Raw genomic sequence first — 17187 nt, 5'->3', positions numbered from 1 at the left:
TACTCACTAAAGGAACATATTTTGCCGCTTTACTTTTAACAGTTACATTTAGTTGAAAATTTTATTAATTATTGTTACATTTAAACTAATTTAATTACATAGGGGTGTTTGAGTTGATTCGAGAATTTAAGGAGTTTATTTCACGTGGAAGTGTTATGGATCTTGCTGTTGGGGTAATTATCGGAGGAGCATTTACTTCGATCGTTAAAGCTTTGGTCAGTTACCTGATTAATCCTTTGATAGGTTTATTTGTCGGAGGAATGGATTTTTCAGATTGGGTTTTGAAGATTGGAGATGCAACTTTTAAATTTGGCAGTTTTATTAATGCAATTATTAATTTTTTGATTATTGCTTTTGTAATCTTCCTGCTGGTAAAACTTGTAAATAAGGTAACACATAAACAAAAGGAAGTTCCGATTACCCCTGAGGTTCAGTTACTAGAAGAAATTCGTGATCTTTTGAAAAAGCGGGATTAATGGAGCAAAACTAAAGATACTAAGCAGTTTTTAAGCTGTGTAGTGTTTTTTTTTATAATTTTTTTTGCATTTTTGCCGAAAATTAAATTTAAATTTCAAAAAAGATTAGCCGATATAAAAATTTAGAACATTATTAGAAAAATAAAGGGAATTCATAAGGAAAAAGCAGAAATAGTGGTTACTTTTAGAGAATAATCTGGTATCATAATTTCCGTACGTTGGGTACTAGAAAGTATTTATAAGTTTCCAAAATTTTCTTGATTTATGGTATGTGTATCTCTATTTTAAAACTTATTACCTAGTATATTGTTTATTTCGTGTTTTTATCAATACTGTTATGGGGGCTGGCTTAAGAAAAAGCAAATAAAACGCGACAATTTTTTGAGGATTCGTTTACATAATAAAGCACCATTTTTATACACATTATATATATTAAACACATGTGCACCAATTACTAAAAAGGGGCGAGAAGATGAAGACAGGGGAATTGGTCAAGGATATACGTACTGCAAAGGGGATTAAGGCAAAAACAATTTATGATAATTTACTTTCACGTTCAATGTACTATAAGTATGAGAGTGGATTGGTAGAGACAACGGCAGACACTTTCTTAAGTATTTTGGACAGATTGAATGTAGGCGCAGATGAATTCATGAAGCTTTTCGGTAGCATACTCAAAAGAGGGGATCACTATGGCAGTTATCGTCATGATTTGAAATTGGCATTTACACAGGAAAACTTAACAGAAGTAAAGGCAACTGAAAAAAAGATTGAAAGAGAATATCAAACTACTCAGCTTTTACGCTTTCATTATTTAGCTGTGATAGCATCTGCAATGAAGAAAAAGCTTGGTAAGACGAATGAAAGTGTTTTGAATGAACGAAGAGAAGTTGTGCACTATTTAGCTAGAGCACGTCAATGGGGATACTTTGAGTATTCATTGTTTATTGATTCTATCCTTATGTTTGACAGTTCTTCAATAGAAAAGCTTTTACAGAATCATGACTGGAATGAAGATGATGAAAGTCATGACAGAACGCTAGAGAATCTGAAGGTAAAAACACTTTGCAGTGCCATCCTCCTTTTTATGAAAGCCGATAAAAAAGAACATGTAGCATACTATTATAATTTACTTAATAAAATTAAAGTTGGTTCTAGTAACATAACTGCATTAAGTAATAAAATGTTTTTTGAAGGCCTTAAAATTATTAATGATGGTGATTATGAACAAGGTCTTAAAATTATTTCAGACATTTTTGCATTGTATCAAAAATTAGGAATGGAGAGCCTTTATAGGCACCATGTTGCTATTTTACAGGAAATGTTAAGCATTAAGCTTCAAAAGTCGAGGCCGCGGCGCAGGCGTAAAGCTTAAAAAAACCAACTTGAAAAAAAAGAAAATAAAGTTTAATATGAAGTGATGCACAATATACGAAAGGAGGAATTTCTCAAATGTCACAAAATACACATGTAGGGGTAGCTAATGACCGTCGTCCCGTAAACCAAAAAAATATCAAAAAGCGTCGTGCACAACATCAAAATGTTTTAGACTTTTTGAAAAGTCGTGCAGAGTTAGAAAAATCAGCAAAATAAACGGCTTATTTTTTCTTAAAAATGATTGGCCAGCATGGGGCGTCAGTGACGTTTTGTGGTGGCTTTTTTGATAGAAGAAATTATTGGCTGCGGAAAAAAATATGATATAATCACCCGGTAAGAGGATGGAGAATAATGAGTATTTTAGAAGTTGAAGGTCTTTCGCATTCATTTGCAGAAAAGCAATTGTACCAAAACGCCGAATTTAGGCTGAATAAGGAAGATCATATGGGAGTTATAGGGCAAAACGGTGCAGGAAAAAGTACGCTTATTAAGATAATTACTGGCCAAGAATTGCCTGATGAAGGTAAAATTAAGTGGCAAAGAGGAGTTAAGATTGGTTATTTGGATCAATACGCACAAACTGCGCATAATCTGACAATCTTTGATTTTTTAAAGTCAGCTTTTACGAAATTGTATCAGATCAGTGCAGCTCAAACTAAATGTTATGAGGAATATGCTGCTACTTTGGATGAAGAATTATTGGAAAAAGCTGGCCAATACCAAGAACAGCTTGAAGCCGGACGCTTTTACGAGATAGAAACACGGATCGCACAGGTAATGACAGGCCTAGGAATTGATGCGATCGGCAAAGACAAGGAAGTTGACCAGTGCAGTGGAGGACAGCGTTCTAAAATTATTCTAGCAAAACTTTTGCTTGAAGAACCCGATGTCCTTTTACTGGACGAACCGACTAATTATCTTGATACTGAGCACATTGAATGGCTGATTGGTTATCTTAACGGTTTTTCTGGCTGTTTCATGGTTATTTCGCATGACTATAAATTTTTAGAGCAGATTACGAACACAATTATTGACGTTGCATTCGGGAAAATTACTAAATATACCGGGAGTTTTAGCGCAGCAGTCAAGCAGAAGGAACAGAAAAAAGAAGTTCAGTTAAAAGCTTATGAAAAACAACAACGCCAAATTGAAAAAGATGAGGCTTACATTAGAAGAAATAAAGCCGGAACACGTTCTACAATGGCTAAGTCACGCCAAAAAAGGCTTGATAAGCTGGAACGAATTGATCCTCCAAGCGATTCAATGCAGGCACACTTTAAATTTCCTTACAGTGAGCTTCTTTCTTCGGCTACTCTTGTAGTAGAAGAGCTTTCTGTTGGGTACAAGGTGCCATTACTGGAACCTGTTACTTTCTCACTCAGCCACGGAGAAAAAGTAGTTCTTAAAGGCTTTAACGGAGTGGGAAAGTCCACTTTGATTAAGTCGATTTTAGGTTTGATTCCAACTTTTGGCGGCAGCGCTAAATTTGTAGATGCAGCAGAAATTAATTATTTTACACAAGACCTTGAATGGAGTAATCCAAATCAGACACCATTGAGTATAGTTCAAGATACCTATCCCCGGTTGGAAGCAAAAACTGTGCGGCAGCGTCTTGCACGCGCAGGGTTAAGTCCGGCTAATATTTTAAAGCCGATTCATCTTTTGAGCGGCGGAGAGCAAACAAAAGTAAAATTATGTATCCTTGAACTTAAACAAAGCAATTTCTTAATAATGGACGAACCAACTAACCATTTAGATGAGCAGACAAAAAATGCTTTGCGGGATGCATTAATCGCTTTTCCTGGAAATATTTTGCTAGTTTCGCATGAAGAACAGTTTTATCGTGGATGGATAGATCGGATTTTTGATGTTGAGAGTGTCAGGCTTAATAAGGACTAAAGGATGGGACAGATGAATAAGAAAAAAGTAATTTCATGGGCCATTGCAGTGATACTTGTGGTCATTGCTGTTTGGAGTGTAGTTTATATGCACCAGACCGAAAAGAAAAATGAAGTAAAGATTGCTAAGCTGGCTAAAAAAGAAGCAGCTTTAAAGAAAAGGAATATTGATCCTGATATGCGGCGTCCCATTAATTGGCGTAAATCTTCAGAAAAAAAATCTTATCCGAATGCAAAGCTGATTCCAAACCTGTGGGTTAAAGTATCGCTTTCTAAACAAAAAATGTACATAATGTCCGGTAAAAAAACAATTTACAAGATGTATGTTTCTGCGGGCACCAATGAAGCGGGTTTTCCAAACAACAGCAAGAAGAAGTTTCCAAAAGGGACTTTCCATATTCAAGAAAAAAGAGGGACCTTTTTCTATTCACCGGTTTTTGATGAGGGTGCTAAATACTGGGTATCGTGGAGAGGTGACAGCAAGAGCATGATTCATACTGTTCCAACTGATGAAAAGGGAAAATATAAGCTCGACCAGGCCCAAAAATTAGGGAAGAAAATGAATACCAATAGCAGTATCAGGTTATCTGTAAAAGATGCTAAATGGTTTTATAAAAACGTAGCTGCCGGTACCAAACTTGTAATTAAAAAATAACAAAAAGGTCTTTGCCAAAATGATATGCGGCAGAGATCTTTTTTTATTTTTTGAAAGCAGGTTTTTCAGGTTAGTTGAAAATTTTAATGCAAAAACCTGTTGTGCAAAATATTTTTGCAGTAAGATTGAAAGTGAGCCCGCATTAATGAGCTATTATTATATGGTTTAGGGAGTGTTTTTTTATGGCAAATACAAAGGGATCGGACTTGCTGGTTGACGTTTTAGCTGACTGGGGAGTCCAAAATGTGTACGGTCTGCCAGGTGATTCTATTGATACGACAGTTGATGCTTTGCGCAGACAGCAGGAAAAAATAAAGTTTACTCAGGTTCGACATGAAGAAGTAGCTGCATTAGCAGCTGCAGCAGAAGCTAAGTATACAGGTAAATTGGGAGTTTGTTTATCGATCGGCGGTCCAGGTGCAATTCATTTATTAAACGGTTTGTATGATGCTAAAATGGATCACGTTCCAGTATTGGCATTATTGGGTCAGGTAACTTCTTCTTCACTGAATGAAGGCTATTTTCAAGAAGTAAATACGGCTAAGTTGTTTGATGACGTTGCTGTTTTCAATAGAAATATTACTTCTGTAGATAACCTGCCGGAAGTTGTAGATCAAGCGATCAGGAGTGCCTATGAAAATAAGGGAGTAGCAGTTCTAACAATCCCAGATGACATCCCCGACCAGAAGATGCAGGGTGAATATAAATCTTCAGCACGGGCTTTCTCACTGGCAACGCCGGAAGTAAACGAGGCTCAGCTTACACAGGCTGGCCAGTTGCTGAAAGAAGCTAAGAAGCCGCTTGTTTTATTAGGTGTTGGAGCTAGAAACGCTGGAAAAGAAATCAAACAATTTATTGAAAAAAATAATTTGCCATTTGTTGAAACTCTTCCTGCAAAAGGAATAATTGCAGATGACCATCCAAATTCTTTGGGTCAGGTCGGCAAGTTGGGGACAAAGCCTGCTTATGAAGCGATGCATAGTACAGATCTGCTTTTTCTTTTTGGAACTAACTATCCGTACCTTCCATATCTTCCTGCAAAGGGGCAGGCTAAGTGTGTTCAGGTTGATCTGAAGGCCGAAAACTTAGGAAAAAGATATGGCGTAGATGTTGCTATTCAAGGTGATACGGCAAAAGTAGTTAAAGCACTGAATACTCAAGGTGTCCTTCATCAAAATGAAAATTTCTTGAAAGCATGCCAAAAGAGTATGTCTAACTGGAATAAGTGGATGGACTCAAAGCGCAAGTTAAACACAAGTCCTGCTTCTCCTGAAAGTCTTGCGGCTTATATTGATGAAACTGCGCCGGATGATATGGTATATTCAATTGATGTCGGAACTTCAACCTCATGGGCTGCAAGGTTTTTACATGTTAAAGAAAGCCAAAAGTTTGGAATTTCGTCATGGCTGGGCACGATGGGCTGCGGGCTTCCAGGTGCGATTGCTGCACAACTGGCGTATCCAGAGCGTCGAGTACTCACACTTAATGGTGATGGCGCCTTTGCAATGGTCATGCAGGACTTTGTAACTGCAGTCAAGTACAAGCTGCCTATCATCTGTGTGGTTATCAACAATCAAAAACTGGCGTTTATTGAATATGAACAACAGTCTGCTGGACAATTGAATTATCAAATTGACCTTGCTGATATGGACTATGCTCAGTTTGCAAAAGCTTGCGGAGGTGTTGGTATTACTGTAAAGTCCAATGATGAATTTAAAGCAGCTCTTGATAAAGCATATACGATCAAGGATCGCCCGATTTTGATTAATGCCTATGTTAAAGATGATGCACCGTTACCAGGCAAGATAGTTATGGATGAAGCTAAGGGTTATATGAAGTTTGGCCAAGAATACCTGGAAAATTATTGGAAGATACCTGAATTACCTCCTCTTAAGGATATTTTAAGACAATTCTTTTAAGTGCTGCTTTTTTTAAATATGTTGTTAAATTAAACGATTATTTTAGGAAAAGAGTACGTAAAGGTCGTGAAAAAGGACGATGACAAACTATGAATTTTGTCATCATCCTTTTTTGCTAAAAATGATGAAAGTATTTCAGAAATTGTTTTATAACTTTTCTTATTTTGGGTTTAAATGCCCAACGACGGCCTTTTTTGTTTCAAGATGGTGGTGTGATATAGTGTGGATTAAGAAATGAAAGGGTGCTGTAAATGAAGATTATATTGTTGGGAGGTTCAGGTTTTGTCGGACAAGGATTAATAGCTGAGATGCTTCAAGATAAAAATTTTGAAATTACCAGCATTTCTCGTTCAGGCGGTAATGCCGTACTTTGGAGACGCTGGCCTCAAGTTAAGTGGATTCAAGCCGATCTCAGTGTTAATGAAGCTGCTTGGCAAAAACCGCTTTCTGAAGCAGATTGGGTTGTTGACCTGATAGGGGTGCTTTTTGCACCTGATTATACTGTGTACTATCAAAAAACAATCGTTCCTTTGCAGAAGGTAATTCATTTTCTGCAGTTTGAAGCGCTTAGACCCAAAGTGTTATTTGTATCTGCTAATGCAGCTCCACGTCCATTGGCCGACTATATTCATGCTAAAAGAGAACTTGAAAAACAGTTGAAAGAACGGTTGGTTCAACGGGTGTTTTTTGTTTATCCAGGTTTAATTTATGCACCTGAACGTCCGATGGTCAATTTAATGGGCAATTTTTTGAGAAGAAAAATAACTAATCGACTAGCCCCGCACCTTGTCAAATCACTGCGTCCACTCAAACGCTGGGAATTTTCTCAAGAGGTTAAGAAAGTTTTGCTGTCCAAAAAAAGCTGGTTGTGTGTAAGAAACTAAAAAATGACAGTTGCATAAGACTGTAAGGACTTTATAATTAAGAGTGTTAATTTTTGAGGAGGAATAAATGGTAATGGAAAAAGCATGTACGACCATTTTGGTGGGGAGAGAAGCCACTATTGACGGCTCAACAATGATTGCACGTAATGATGACACCTTCTTGCCGCTTACACCGCAGCGCTTTTTGATGAAACCCGCAAGTAAAAAAGAAGGCAGAAAGCTCGTTTCTAATCAAAATGGGTTTAAAGCTCCTTTGCCTTCAAGTAGTTATCGTCTAACTGTTACTCCTAATGCTGATATAAAACATAATGGGGTTTTTGATGAGAGTTCTATTAATGAGAAGAATGTAGCAATGTCCGCGACCGAAAGCGTATACGGTAACGAAAAAGCACTTGCCTACGATCCGCTTGTACCAAACGGTTTAGCAGAAGACAGCTTGCAGACGATGGTAGCGCCATATATTGATTCGGCTCGTCAAGGCGTCACATATTTGGGAAGCTTGATTGAAAAGTATGGATCTCCAGAAGGAAACGGTGTTTTGTTTGCTGATAAAGACGAAGTCTGGTATATGGAGATTGTTACTGGACATCATTGGGCAGCAACACGTATCCCTGATAATGCGTACGCAATTGCAGCAAATCAGGTGGCACAGCAGCAGATCGATTTTGATGATCCAGAAAACTATTTGTGGTCAAAGGGCATTCAGAAGTTTGTTGAAGAGCATCATCTCAATCCAGATAAGTCTGGTTGGAATTTCAGACATATCTTTGGAACAGATACAGAAAAAGATCGGCATTATAATACACCGCGTGTTTGGTTCGGCCAGCGCTATTTAAATCCTAAGACACAGCAAGATCCAATGTCCAGTGAGTTACCTTTTATCTGTTATGCTGAACGATTATTGGCAGTGGAAGATCTGGAATATATTTTAGGCTCACATTATAACGAAACTCAATATGATCCTTTGGGGCATGGCAGTGAGGAAGACCGTCTTAAATTTCGGCCGATTTCTCTTAATCGTACTCAAAATTCACATGTTCTCCAACTGCGTAATGATGTTCCTGAAAAGAATTCTGCTTTGATGTGGATTTGTTTTGGGATCCCATCCTTTAGTCCTTATGTGCCCTTCTATACTAATGCCGATGATACTGACCCAAGCTGGAGCAAAACCCCACTTGAATTTGATATTAAGAGCGCCTATTGGATGTATCGAACACTCTCTATGCTGGTTGAATCTCACTATGCAAAATTCATTCAAGCAGATTTAGACTACTTGAAGGACTGTCGTGAACTTCAACGAACAATGATTGCTGCCGCGGATGAAAAGGTAGCTGAACTTACTGACATTAAAGCAACTGCTTACTTGACACAGAAGAATTACGAATTAGTTGCACAAATGCGTGAAAAAACAATGGCTTTGATTGGTCAATTGGTTATGAAAGGTTTGACATTCTCAAAGCTAACTTTTAATATGGATAAGAATCTTTAATAGAAAGCGGAACCCGAAAGTTTGGATGTGAATCAAGGATGAAGATCAAGGTCGGAGAATTTATTGAGAAAGTTGAAAATGATGGTTTTTACAAGAAAGAGCTGCCCGTGATAAATTGTAAAAGTGCAGCTCAGTTTGTATCGCAGTCACTTAGTGCTTTTTTTACAGAATTTAAGAAAAATATAGAAAAAGAAGAACTTGTTCAAGTAAAACAGCCGATTTTAATGGGTACTAACCAGATTTTATTAGTTCTCGAAACTGGAATAATCAATTTGCCTTTTGCTAATACGAAACAAGTCGATAACTTTTTCGAATTGAATGATGAAACACAAGAGGTTGTTAACCTGGTAGTTGCAGCTGATAAATTAAATAAATCTGGATTACGGATAGATTCATTTGGGACGGTAGCTGCTTTTAATAAAGAAAGTGTTGTCATTGAACAAAAACTGACTAATAATGTTTTGGATAAATTAGCGGTAATTGAAGAAAATGCCGCTAAATAATAGAGCTAATTATAACAATGTAAATATTTTATTTGTTTAAAAAACGTGCCAGAAGTGAAGTGCTTTCAAGACTTGTTATTTAATAACCTAGTTTTGCAAGGTATTTAACTTTTGGCATCTTTTTTAATTTATAATCTTTAAAAAAAACAGCGGAGCTGCATTCTTAGTCTTAAGCAGTAATAATGTTAGACATGTTTTTCTCAATTAATTATACTAGAATTTTTTTAGTTGATACGCTAAAATTAAAAATCAATAAAAGATTTGTTGTCCAATACGCAAAAAAATGATGGGAAGACAACCTATGAATATCGGAATTTTAAACATTATGCACGATAAAATTGATACGAAAAAGCGTTTTGATAGTGTGCTGAAAGCAGCAAAACAGTCTTTAAAAATAACTTATTTTTATCCAACAATGCATTATAGGGGAAGAGAAGTTCCAGAATACCTTTTAAAATTTGCAGAACCACTTGCCTTAGATAAGGTTAGTAAAATGGATGCTTTTATTGTTACGGGGGCTCCGCTTGAACGGCTTGACTTTAATGAGGTGACCTATTGGAAAGAATTGAAAGAACTCTTTGCATTCCTTAAGAAAAATGAAATGCCACAATTGTATATTTGCTGGGGTGCAATGGCAGCTGCAAATTATTTTTATGGAATAGATAAAAAGATGCTGGTGGAAAAAATTTTTGGTGTCTATCAGCACAAAATTTCTGGTACTTGCTTACTTTTAGAAGGATTAAAGTCTGGCTTTAAAGCTCCTCATGCACGCTATGCGGACTTGAACAAAGATCAGATTTTATCTTCTGATATGCTGAAGATAAATGCTTTATCCATGAATGGCGAATTGTTTTTGATGGAAGCACGTACACAACCGCAAACTTTTTTATTTGCGCACCTTGAATACGGTAAAGATGCACTGACGAAAGAATATCAGCGTGAAGCAGCTGCTTACCCTGAAAAAGCAGCCAGCTTGGCTAAGCCGCAAAACTATTATTTGAATGAAAATAAAATGACAGGTGAACTTTTCTCTTGGGCAAATACCCAAAAGGTCTTCTTTGAAAACTGGCTGAAGCGAATTTATTGTCAAAAAAGAAATTTAGACATAGATAAGCTCTCATTTTAATTTTAAATTGTTTTGGATAGTATGTTCAGCCGCTCAATGAACGTGAAAAATGATATGATAATGTTATATGAAGTAAGAATTGAAATGGGGAATGAATTTTGACAGGTGGCCAATTGGCAACTAATTTGATCATTATGGTTGTTGTTTTTTATTTTGCAGCCTTTTTTGTTGCTACGGAGTTTGCACTCGTTCAAACTAGAAAAAGTGCGTTGGAAAGTGCACTTGATGCAGGAAAAGGTAATCGGCGCAAGTTGCAGACAGCCTTAAAAATGGTTCAAAATTTAAATGAATACTTATCAACTACTCAAGTAGGTGTAACTCTTGCAGGAATCATTCTTGGCTGGATTGGTGAAGGAACAATAGAAGTACTGATCGTAGATGCATTAAGGATTGCACCTGTTAGTGAAACAGCTTTGCATGCTCTTGGGGCCGTAATCGGGGTAATGCTGTTAACTTACTTAGAAGTTGTGCTGACAGAGATTGTTCCTAAAAATTTAAGTATTGATATGCCGATGAAAATGATGATGCTGGTAGTTACGCCTCTACATTATTTTCATATTCTTTTCTATCCTTTTGTATGGCTGTTAAACGTTTCTGCAGCAGCAATCATTCATTTATTTGGTTTACGTCCTGCAAGTGAAAGCAACGATGTTTTGACACAAGCAGAGATTTTGCGACTATCCCGAAATGCTGTAACTGGAGGGATGCTGGATAAGAATGATCTGCTTTATATGCAAAGGGCGTTTGATTTTAATGATAAAATTGCTAAGGATATTATGGTCGATCGCACGAGCCTTGAAGTGGTAGATATCACCGATTCTGTTAAAACGGTGATTAATTACTATCTGCGTCAAGGGTTTAGCCGTTTCCCTGTAGTAGCAAATAATGATAAAGATAAAATTTTAGGGTATGTTTACATTTATGACTTGATCAGACAGGCTCAAGTTGATGACAGCATTTTGGTCAGCAAGCTTTTACGAACGATCATTACTGTCCCGGAAGTTACTCCGATTCAGGGATTATTGCAGCAAATGATTCAAAAACAGACACCAATTGTAGTAGTTTTAGATGAGTATGGCGGTACAAGCGGAATCGTAACGGATAAAGATATTTATGAAGAACTTTTTGGAGTTGTTAAAGACGAAATCGATAATGTTTCAAGCGAATATATTTTTAAAAATCCAGATGGATCATACAAGATTTCAGGGAAAACAACTTTATATGATTTTGAGCGTTTTTTTAGAACCAAGAATAAAGATTTTGATGAATCAGAAAGTGTTACGATTGCGGGTTATTTATTGGAAAACTATAAAGTAAAACGTGGCGATGTGATTACAATTGGACAGTTTGACTTAAAAGTAGTGGACTTTAATCGTAATTATATTGATTGGCTTGAAGTCAGAAGACATGCTGTAAAATCAGAAGAAGAACCGTCTGTTCCTCAGGCAAAGAAAGAAGACACAAAAAAAGAATGATCTGGTCTTCTTGTTTACAATGGAGATAGACATTTCTTTACCAGTACTATATGATTATTGCAATATAAGTACCTTAGAAGCTAAAGGAGAAGTGACCGAACAAATGCGGCAAATCAATGCAAAACGAATTGTTATCAAAGTTGGAACGAGTACCTTGACGCATAGTAATGGGAAGCTGAATCTGCAAGCAATCGATCAGCTTTGTTATACATTAAGCGGATTAGTAAATGAGGGAAAAGAAGTTGTTTTGGTTTCATCTGGTGCAATCGGGGTCGGCTTGGGAATCTTAGGGCTGCAAAGTCGCCCTGTTGCTATTCCAGAACAACAAGCAGTCGCTTCTGTGGGACAAACACAGCTGATGACGGTTTATCAGCAGCGTTTTTCCGTTTATGGACAAAAAATCGGTCAGATTCTTTTGACTCATGATGTAGTTGATTATCCAATAAGCAGACAAAATGCGCTAAATACCTTCGAAAATCTGTTACAGCTGAACGTTATTCCGATTGTTAATGAAAATGATGCTATTGCAGTTGACGAGTTGGATCATCATACCAAGTTCGGCGATAATGATCAGTTATCTGCAATTGTTGCAAAGGCCATTGGAGCTGATCTTTTGATAATGCTTTCTGATATTGATGGTTTTTATGATAAAAATCCGCGTAAGTTTGACGATGCATCTTTGATTGATAGGGTAACTGAAATCGACGATGCAACCTTTAAACTTGCGGGTGGACGGGGTACCAAATTCGGCACAGGCGGAATGATTACAAAATTAAAGGCAGCAGAAATAATGTTAGAAACCAAAAAAGCGATGGTGCTTGCAAATGGTGAAAATCCTTCGATTATCTTCAAATTACTTGATGGTACTAACCTAGGAACCTTATTTATGGGGACTGACTAAGAACGGAGGGGAAGAAATGGCTTATGATTTAACAGTACTTGGGAAAAAAGCTGAAGCTGCTTCATATCAACTGGCACAGTTGGAGACAAAGAAAAAAAATACTGTTCTGTTGGCAATGGCAAAGGGTTTACGTGACCGTACCGCAGAGATTATTGCAGAAAATAAGCTGGACCTAAAAAAAGCTGCTGGGTTGACACAAGCATTTGTTGACCGTCTCACACTTGATGAAGCCAGAGTTGAACAAATGGCAGAAGGACTTGAAAAGGTTGCACAGCTTCCTGATCCGCTTGGAGATCTGGTTGGCGGCTGGGTTAATGAAGCCGGGTTGCAGATTGCACAGCAGCGTGTTCCGTTAGGAGTGATCGGAATTATCTATGAAGCACGTCCAAATGTAACGGTCGACGCTGCTGCTCTGTGTTTTAAATCCGGTAATGCCGTGATTTTGCGTGGCGGTAAGGAAGCTTTGCATACCAACCTGAAATTGGTGTCTATTTTGCAGAATGCTCTGCGAAATACTGGAGTTACACCGGCAGCCTTGCAGATTGTAGAAGATACTTCGCATGAAGTAGCTAATCAGTTAATGCAGCTGACTGAATATTTAGATGTATTGATTCCGCGTGGAAGTGCCCGTCTTATTCAAGCAGTGGTTAGAAATGCAAAGGTACCTGTGATTGAAACAGGCGCTGGCAACTGTCATCTTTATGTTGATAATGCTGCTGATTTGGAAATGGCAAAACAAATTATCATTAATGCCAAATGCCAACGTCCTTCTGTTTGCAACGCAGCTGAAAAGCTGCTGATTCATAAAGATGTGGCTGCTTCTTATCTGCCGCAGATAGCACAAGCCTTATGGGATCACCACGTTGAGCTCCGGGGCGACAAGCAGACACAAAAAATTTTGGGAAGTAGAATCAAGCTGGCAACAGAGCAAGATTGGTATCAAGAATATAATGATTATATTCTTGCGATTAAGGTTGTTTCTTCTCTTGAAGAAGCAATTGCACATGTTAATAAGTATGGAACAAAACATTCAGAAGCTATCATTACTAATGACTATAAAAAGAGTCAGCGTTTTTTGGCGCAAGTCGATGCCGCTGCAGTATACGTTAATGCTTCTACAAGATTTACTGATGGATTTGAATTTGGCTTTGGTGCGGAGATTGGTATTTCTACACAAAAACTGCATGCTCGCGGTCCAATGGGATTGCTGGCCTTAACTACGACTAAATATTTGATTCGCGGAAACGGCCAAATTCGAAAATAAGGAATATGCCTTACAACCTATTCGGCTAATAAAACAATAGTATTATAAGCTGTTTTTTATTATAATAACTAAAAAGACATTAATTTGGAGGCAATCATGGTTGAAAAAAAGGAACAGGGTAAATTAAAACTGTTCGCGTTAAATTCAAATCGGGAACTGGCAGAAAAAATTGCAGATGAGTTAGGTGTTGGGCTGTGTGCAGCGTCAGTTAAACATTTCAGCGATGGTGAGATACAAATCAGTATCAACGAAAGTGTTCGTGGAGCTGATGTTTTCATAATTCAATCTATTTCTGATCCTGTTAATGAAAATTTTATGGAATTGATGGTTATGATTGATGCATTACGTCGTTCAAGTGCCGGAACCATCAATGTAGTTTTGCCATATTATGGTTATGCGCGTGCTGACCGTAAATCACGTCCCCGTGAACCGATTACTGCTAAGTTAATTGCTAATTTTATTCAGCTTGCCGGCGCGGATCGGGTGGTTACAATGGACTTGCATGCAGGCCAGCTGCAAGGCTTCTTCAACATTCCAGTGGATCATTTATTGGCAATTTTCGTACAAGCCCGTTACTTTATTAACAAGGGAATTACCAGCGATGTTGTAATAGTTGCTCCAGATCATAATGGAGTGAAGGCTGCGCGTAATTTAGCAACATTGTTGAAAGCACCAATAGCGATTGTTGACAAAAGAGAGACTAAACGAGTTGTAGATGCAAAGAAAATGACAATAATTGGCGACGTAGTTGATCGGCGCTGTATTGTCTTTGATGACATGATCGATACTGGCGGCAAAGTGGCTGATGCTGCAGCTGCTTTAAAAGCCGCAGGAGCAAGAGAAGTCTATGCTTGTGCTACCCACCCGATTTTTTCAGGAAACGCTGTTAAGGAACTACAAGATTCTGCTTATACAGAAGTAGTTGTTACTGATACTATAGAAATTCCGCAGGAAAAGCGTTTTCCTAAGCTGAAGATCCTTTCAGTATCGCAGACTTTTGCAAAAGCAATCAGTTTAATTTATAACAATAGGTCCGTTGATGCACTCTTCAATAAGAATCGTCTTTGATTTGCTGAGTATTGTCTTATAAGATTGAAAGGTCCTGCATGATTAAGTGCGAGGGACCTTTTTGTGGCTAAACAAGAATAAAAATTTTAAAATATCTAAGACAAATTTTTATCTGAAAAATGGAGGAATAACTTATGCTGGATTATCAACATCAAAAAGATTGGCCAGACTTTCCTTCAACTTGGCAGTCTCCAATTAAATTTTCATTAGAAAAAGCAAAAAAAGTTAAGTTGGATGAATGTGAAGTCAAGTTTACTGCAACCTATGAATTTTCTAAGGTAACAGCTAAGGGAAACAATTTACAATATGATGGCAAAGGCCAGACACTTATTTCTGGAAGGTACTTTACATTTCAACAGCTTCATTTTCATTTGCCTGCAGAACATCTTTTAGAAGGAACAGCAGCATACCCGCTGGAATTACATTTTGTACAAAAAAATGAGGTTGGCCAGTTGGCAGTGATAGCTTTTTTTGTAGAAGTTGGTGATTATAACGAAGCTTTAGCTCCTTTTTTTCAGCATTTCAAACTGCAAGAAGGTGCTGGAGCAGATTTTAAACAGCATTTGGATGTGAACAAATTGCTGACAAAAAAAGCTAATGTTTATCGTTACTTAGGTTCATTAACTACGCCGCCCCTTCTTCGCGGAGTTGAGTGGTGGGTTTTTGAACAGCCGCTTGCAGTTTCAAAACAACAGTTGCAGATTTTGCAAAAAGATTTTACTAGACCAAATGCGCGGGCTGTTCAGCCCAGAAATGAACGCAATATTTTATACTATGATTTGCAGTAGTATTCATTTTATAGTTTAAACAATTCGGAAAGCAGGCTTTTATATGATGAAAGATTTAACATTGGAGGACATCAAAATTTTTCGGTCTGGTTTTACAGCGAAGCAGGTTTATGCAGTAGCAGCACGTGCTGTTCAAAAAAATGGTGTGAATGCTGCTAGTGAAAATTACGCTGCAAAACGTGATCTTAACAGAACTTTTTCAGTTGAACTTTCAACAGATAAAGTTACTAATCAGAAGAAGAGCGGAAGATGCTGGCTCTTTTCAACACTGAATACATTGCGCCATCAATTTGCTGTGCAATACAAGATAAAAAATTTTCAGTTTTCACAAAATTATAATTCTTTTTACGATCGTTTAGAAAAAGCAAACCATTTCTATGAAAGGGTAATTGAGACTGCTGGATTACCGTTTGATAATCGTTCTGTAAAGGAATTGTTTGCAGCTCCTGATGATGACGGCGGGCAGTGGGCAAATGCAGCAGCTTTGATAAAAAAATACGGTGTGGTTCCGCAATCAATTATGCCAGAAACCTATAATAGCGAAAAAACAGATGAGATTAGTGATGCGTTAATATTAAAGCTGCGAAAAGATGGGGTGAGATTGCGGACTTTAACTAATCAAAATAAATCAAAAGAAGAACTTGCTGCTGCTAAGAATAAGTACCTAAAGGAGATTTACCGTATGCTGGTTTTTGCCTTTGGCGAGCCGCCTTTGGCTTTTGATTTTGAGTATCGCGATGATGAACACAAGTATCACCTTGAGCGCAACCTTACTCCACAGCACTTTTTTGAAAAGTATGTTTCGTGGAATTTTGATGATTATGTTTGTTTGACGAATGCTCCTGATCATGAAATGGAAAGCCTTTATGGTTTGCCAAGTCAGGATTATATCTTTGATGGTAAAAAGATTGTTTTTGTTAACACTGAACTAAAGGCATTAAAAGACGCAGCAATCATGCAGCTTAAAGATGGACAGTCAGTTTGGTTTGGAAATGATGTTGCTAAAGATCTTGAACGAAACCAAGGAATTTTGGACCCAGCTTTTCATGAACGGGCAGAACTTTTTGATATAGATCTGAGATTAACCAAGGCAGATCGATTACGGACAGGTGAAGCAAGCGTTTTACATGCAATGACTCTAGTAGGTGTCGATCTGATTGACGGCAAACCGACAAAATGGAAAGTCGAAAACAGCTGGGGTGAAAAGATTGGCGACAAGGGTTATTTCGTAATGAGCGATGAGTGGTTCAACGAATATGTGTATGAAGTGATCATTAACAAAAAGTATCTTCAAAGTAAACAAAAGCAGGTTTTGCAAAAAGAAATGATTGCTTTAAAACCGTGGGACTCTCTTGCATAATTTT

General features: G+C 37.5%; 16 protein-coding genes. All 16 read left to right on the top strand.

Features of this window, described 5'->3' with window-relative positions; genetic code table 11:
- Positions 1-113: 113 nt before the first annotated feature.
- The 16 genes from mscL (at position 114) to FD46_RS01500 (ending at position 17183) form a co-directional block, all read left to right on the top strand.
- Positions 114-476 (top strand): large-conductance mechanosensitive channel protein MscL, encoded by a 363-nt coding sequence (gene mscL / locus FD46_RS01570; RefSeq protein ID WP_057895434.1) that lies wholly within the window; start codon positions 114-116, stop codon positions 474-476.
- Between the two features lie 472 nt (positions 477-948).
- Positions 949-1851 carry a helix-turn-helix domain-containing protein gene (locus FD46_RS01565; RefSeq protein WP_057895433.1) on the top strand — a complete coding sequence of 301 codons (903 nt, stop codon included), beginning with the start codon at positions 949-951 and terminating at the stop codon, positions 1849-1851.
- 77 nt (positions 1852-1928) lie between these two features.
- A complete protein-coding gene (locus FD46_RS10445) occupies positions 1929-2069 on the top strand; it encodes a hypothetical protein (RefSeq protein ID WP_169790349.1) in 141 nt (46 codons plus the stop codon).
- Positions 2070-2204: 135 nt separating this feature from the next.
- On the top strand, positions 2205-3752 hold the full coding sequence (locus FD46_RS01560) for an ABC-F family ATP-binding cassette domain-containing protein (protein WP_057895432.1): 1548 nt from the start codon (positions 2205-2207) through the stop codon (positions 3750-3752).
- Between the two features lie 12 nt (positions 3753-3764).
- Positions 3765-4406, top strand: a complete 642-nt coding sequence (locus FD46_RS01555) for a L,D-transpeptidase (protein ID WP_057895431.1) — start codon at positions 3765-3767, stop codon at positions 4404-4406.
- Positions 4407-4588: 182 nt separating this feature from the next.
- A complete protein-coding gene (locus FD46_RS01550) occupies positions 4589-6325 on the top strand; it encodes a pyruvate oxidase (protein WP_057895430.1) in 1737 nt (578 codons plus the stop codon).
- Positions 6326-6576: 251 nt separating this feature from the next.
- On the top strand, positions 6577-7209 hold the full coding sequence (locus FD46_RS01545; protein WP_057895429.1) for an NAD-dependent epimerase/dehydratase family protein: 633 nt from the start codon (positions 6577-6579) through the stop codon (positions 7207-7209).
- A 67-nt stretch (positions 7210-7276) separates the two neighbouring features.
- Positions 7277-8698: a C69 family dipeptidase gene (locus FD46_RS01540; protein WP_057895428.1), complete on the top strand. Its 1422-nt coding sequence runs from the start codon at positions 7277-7279 to the stop codon at positions 8696-8698.
- A 38-nt stretch (positions 8699-8736) separates the two neighbouring features.
- Positions 8737-9201 (top strand): hypothetical protein, encoded by a 465-nt coding sequence (locus FD46_RS01535; RefSeq protein WP_057895427.1) that lies wholly within the window; start codon positions 8737-8739, stop codon positions 9199-9201.
- A gap of 286 nt (positions 9202-9487) precedes the next feature.
- Positions 9488-10327, top strand: a complete 840-nt coding sequence (locus tag FD46_RS01530) for a homoserine O-acetyltransferase/O-succinyltransferase family protein (RefSeq protein WP_057895673.1) — start codon at positions 9488-9490, stop codon at positions 10325-10327.
- A gap of 98 nt (positions 10328-10425) precedes the next feature.
- The gene (locus FD46_RS01525) at positions 10426-11802 is read left to right on the top strand and encodes a hemolysin family protein (RefSeq protein WP_057895426.1); all 1377 of its coding nucleotides are present in this window, start codon (positions 10426-10428) and stop codon (positions 11800-11802) included.
- 103 nt (positions 11803-11905) lie between these two features.
- Positions 11906-12703, top strand: coding sequence for a glutamate 5-kinase (gene proB / locus FD46_RS01520; RefSeq protein WP_057895425.1), 798 nt, complete (start codon positions 11906-11908; stop codon positions 12701-12703).
- A 16-nt stretch (positions 12704-12719) separates the two neighbouring features.
- A complete protein-coding gene (locus FD46_RS01515) occupies positions 12720-13967 on the top strand; it encodes a glutamate-5-semialdehyde dehydrogenase (protein ID WP_057895424.1) in 1248 nt (415 codons plus the stop codon).
- 96 nt (positions 13968-14063) lie between these two features.
- Positions 14064-15035 (top strand): ribose-phosphate diphosphokinase, encoded by a 972-nt coding sequence (locus FD46_RS01510; protein WP_057895423.1) that lies wholly within the window; start codon positions 14064-14066, stop codon positions 15033-15035.
- Between the two features lie 134 nt (positions 15036-15169).
- On the top strand, positions 15170-15823 hold the full coding sequence (locus tag FD46_RS01505) for a carbonic anhydrase family protein (protein ID WP_057895422.1): 654 nt from the start codon (positions 15170-15172) through the stop codon (positions 15821-15823).
- 43 nt (positions 15824-15866) lie between these two features.
- Positions 15867-17183, top strand: coding sequence for a C1 family peptidase (locus tag FD46_RS01500; RefSeq protein WP_057895421.1), 1317 nt, complete (start codon positions 15867-15869; stop codon positions 17181-17183).
- Positions 17184-17187: the final 4 nt, after the last annotated feature.

Origin of the sequence: Liquorilactobacillus oeni DSM 19972, from assembly GCF_001436275.1 — a bacterium.
In the GTDB taxonomy this organism is placed as follows: domain Bacteria; phylum Bacillota; class Bacilli; order Lactobacillales; family Lactobacillaceae; genus Liquorilactobacillus; species Liquorilactobacillus oeni.
Note: the sequence above shows the minus strand (reverse complement) of the source record. Positions and strands in the feature narration are given on the sequence as shown.

Coding starts and splice junctions, on each gene's coding strand:
- FD46_RS01565 (WP_057895433.1), top strand. CDS start 949: ATGAAGACAGGGGAATTGGTCAAGGATATACGTACTGCAAAGGGGATT.
- FD46_RS10445 (WP_169790349.1), top strand. CDS start 1,929: ATGTCACAAAATACACATGTAGGGGTAGCTAATGACCGTCGTCCCGTA.
- FD46_RS01560 (WP_057895432.1), top strand. CDS start 2,205: ATGAGTATTTTAGAAGTTGAAGGTCTTTCGCATTCATTTGCAGAAAAG.
- FD46_RS01555 (WP_057895431.1), top strand. CDS start 3,765: ATGAATAAGAAAAAAGTAATTTCATGGGCCATTGCAGTGATACTTGTG.
- FD46_RS01550 (WP_057895430.1), top strand. CDS start 4,589: ATGGCAAATACAAAGGGATCGGACTTGCTGGTTGACGTTTTAGCTGAC.
- FD46_RS01545 (WP_057895429.1), top strand. CDS start 6,577: ATGAAGATTATATTGTTGGGAGGTTCAGGTTTTGTCGGACAAGGATTA.
- FD46_RS01540 (WP_057895428.1), top strand. CDS start 7,277: ATGGTAATGGAAAAAGCATGTACGACCATTTTGGTGGGGAGAGAAGCC.
- FD46_RS01535 (WP_057895427.1), top strand. CDS start 8,737: ATGAAGATCAAGGTCGGAGAATTTATTGAGAAAGTTGAAAATGATGGT.
- FD46_RS01530 (WP_057895673.1), top strand. CDS start 9,488: ATGGGAAGACAACCTATGAATATCGGAATTTTAAACATTATGCACGAT.
- proB (WP_057895425.1), top strand. CDS start 11,906: ATGCGGCAAATCAATGCAAAACGAATTGTTATCAAAGTTGGAACGAGT.
- FD46_RS01515 (WP_057895424.1), top strand. CDS start 12,720: ATGGCTTATGATTTAACAGTACTTGGGAAAAAAGCTGAAGCTGCTTCA.
- FD46_RS01510 (WP_057895423.1), top strand. CDS start 14,064: ATGGTTGAAAAAAAGGAACAGGGTAAATTAAAACTGTTCGCGTTAAAT.
- FD46_RS01505 (WP_057895422.1), top strand. CDS start 15,170: ATGCTGGATTATCAACATCAAAAAGATTGGCCAGACTTTCCTTCAACT.
- FD46_RS01500 (WP_057895421.1), top strand. CDS start 15,867: ATGATGAAAGATTTAACATTGGAGGACATCAAAATTTTTCGGTCTGGT.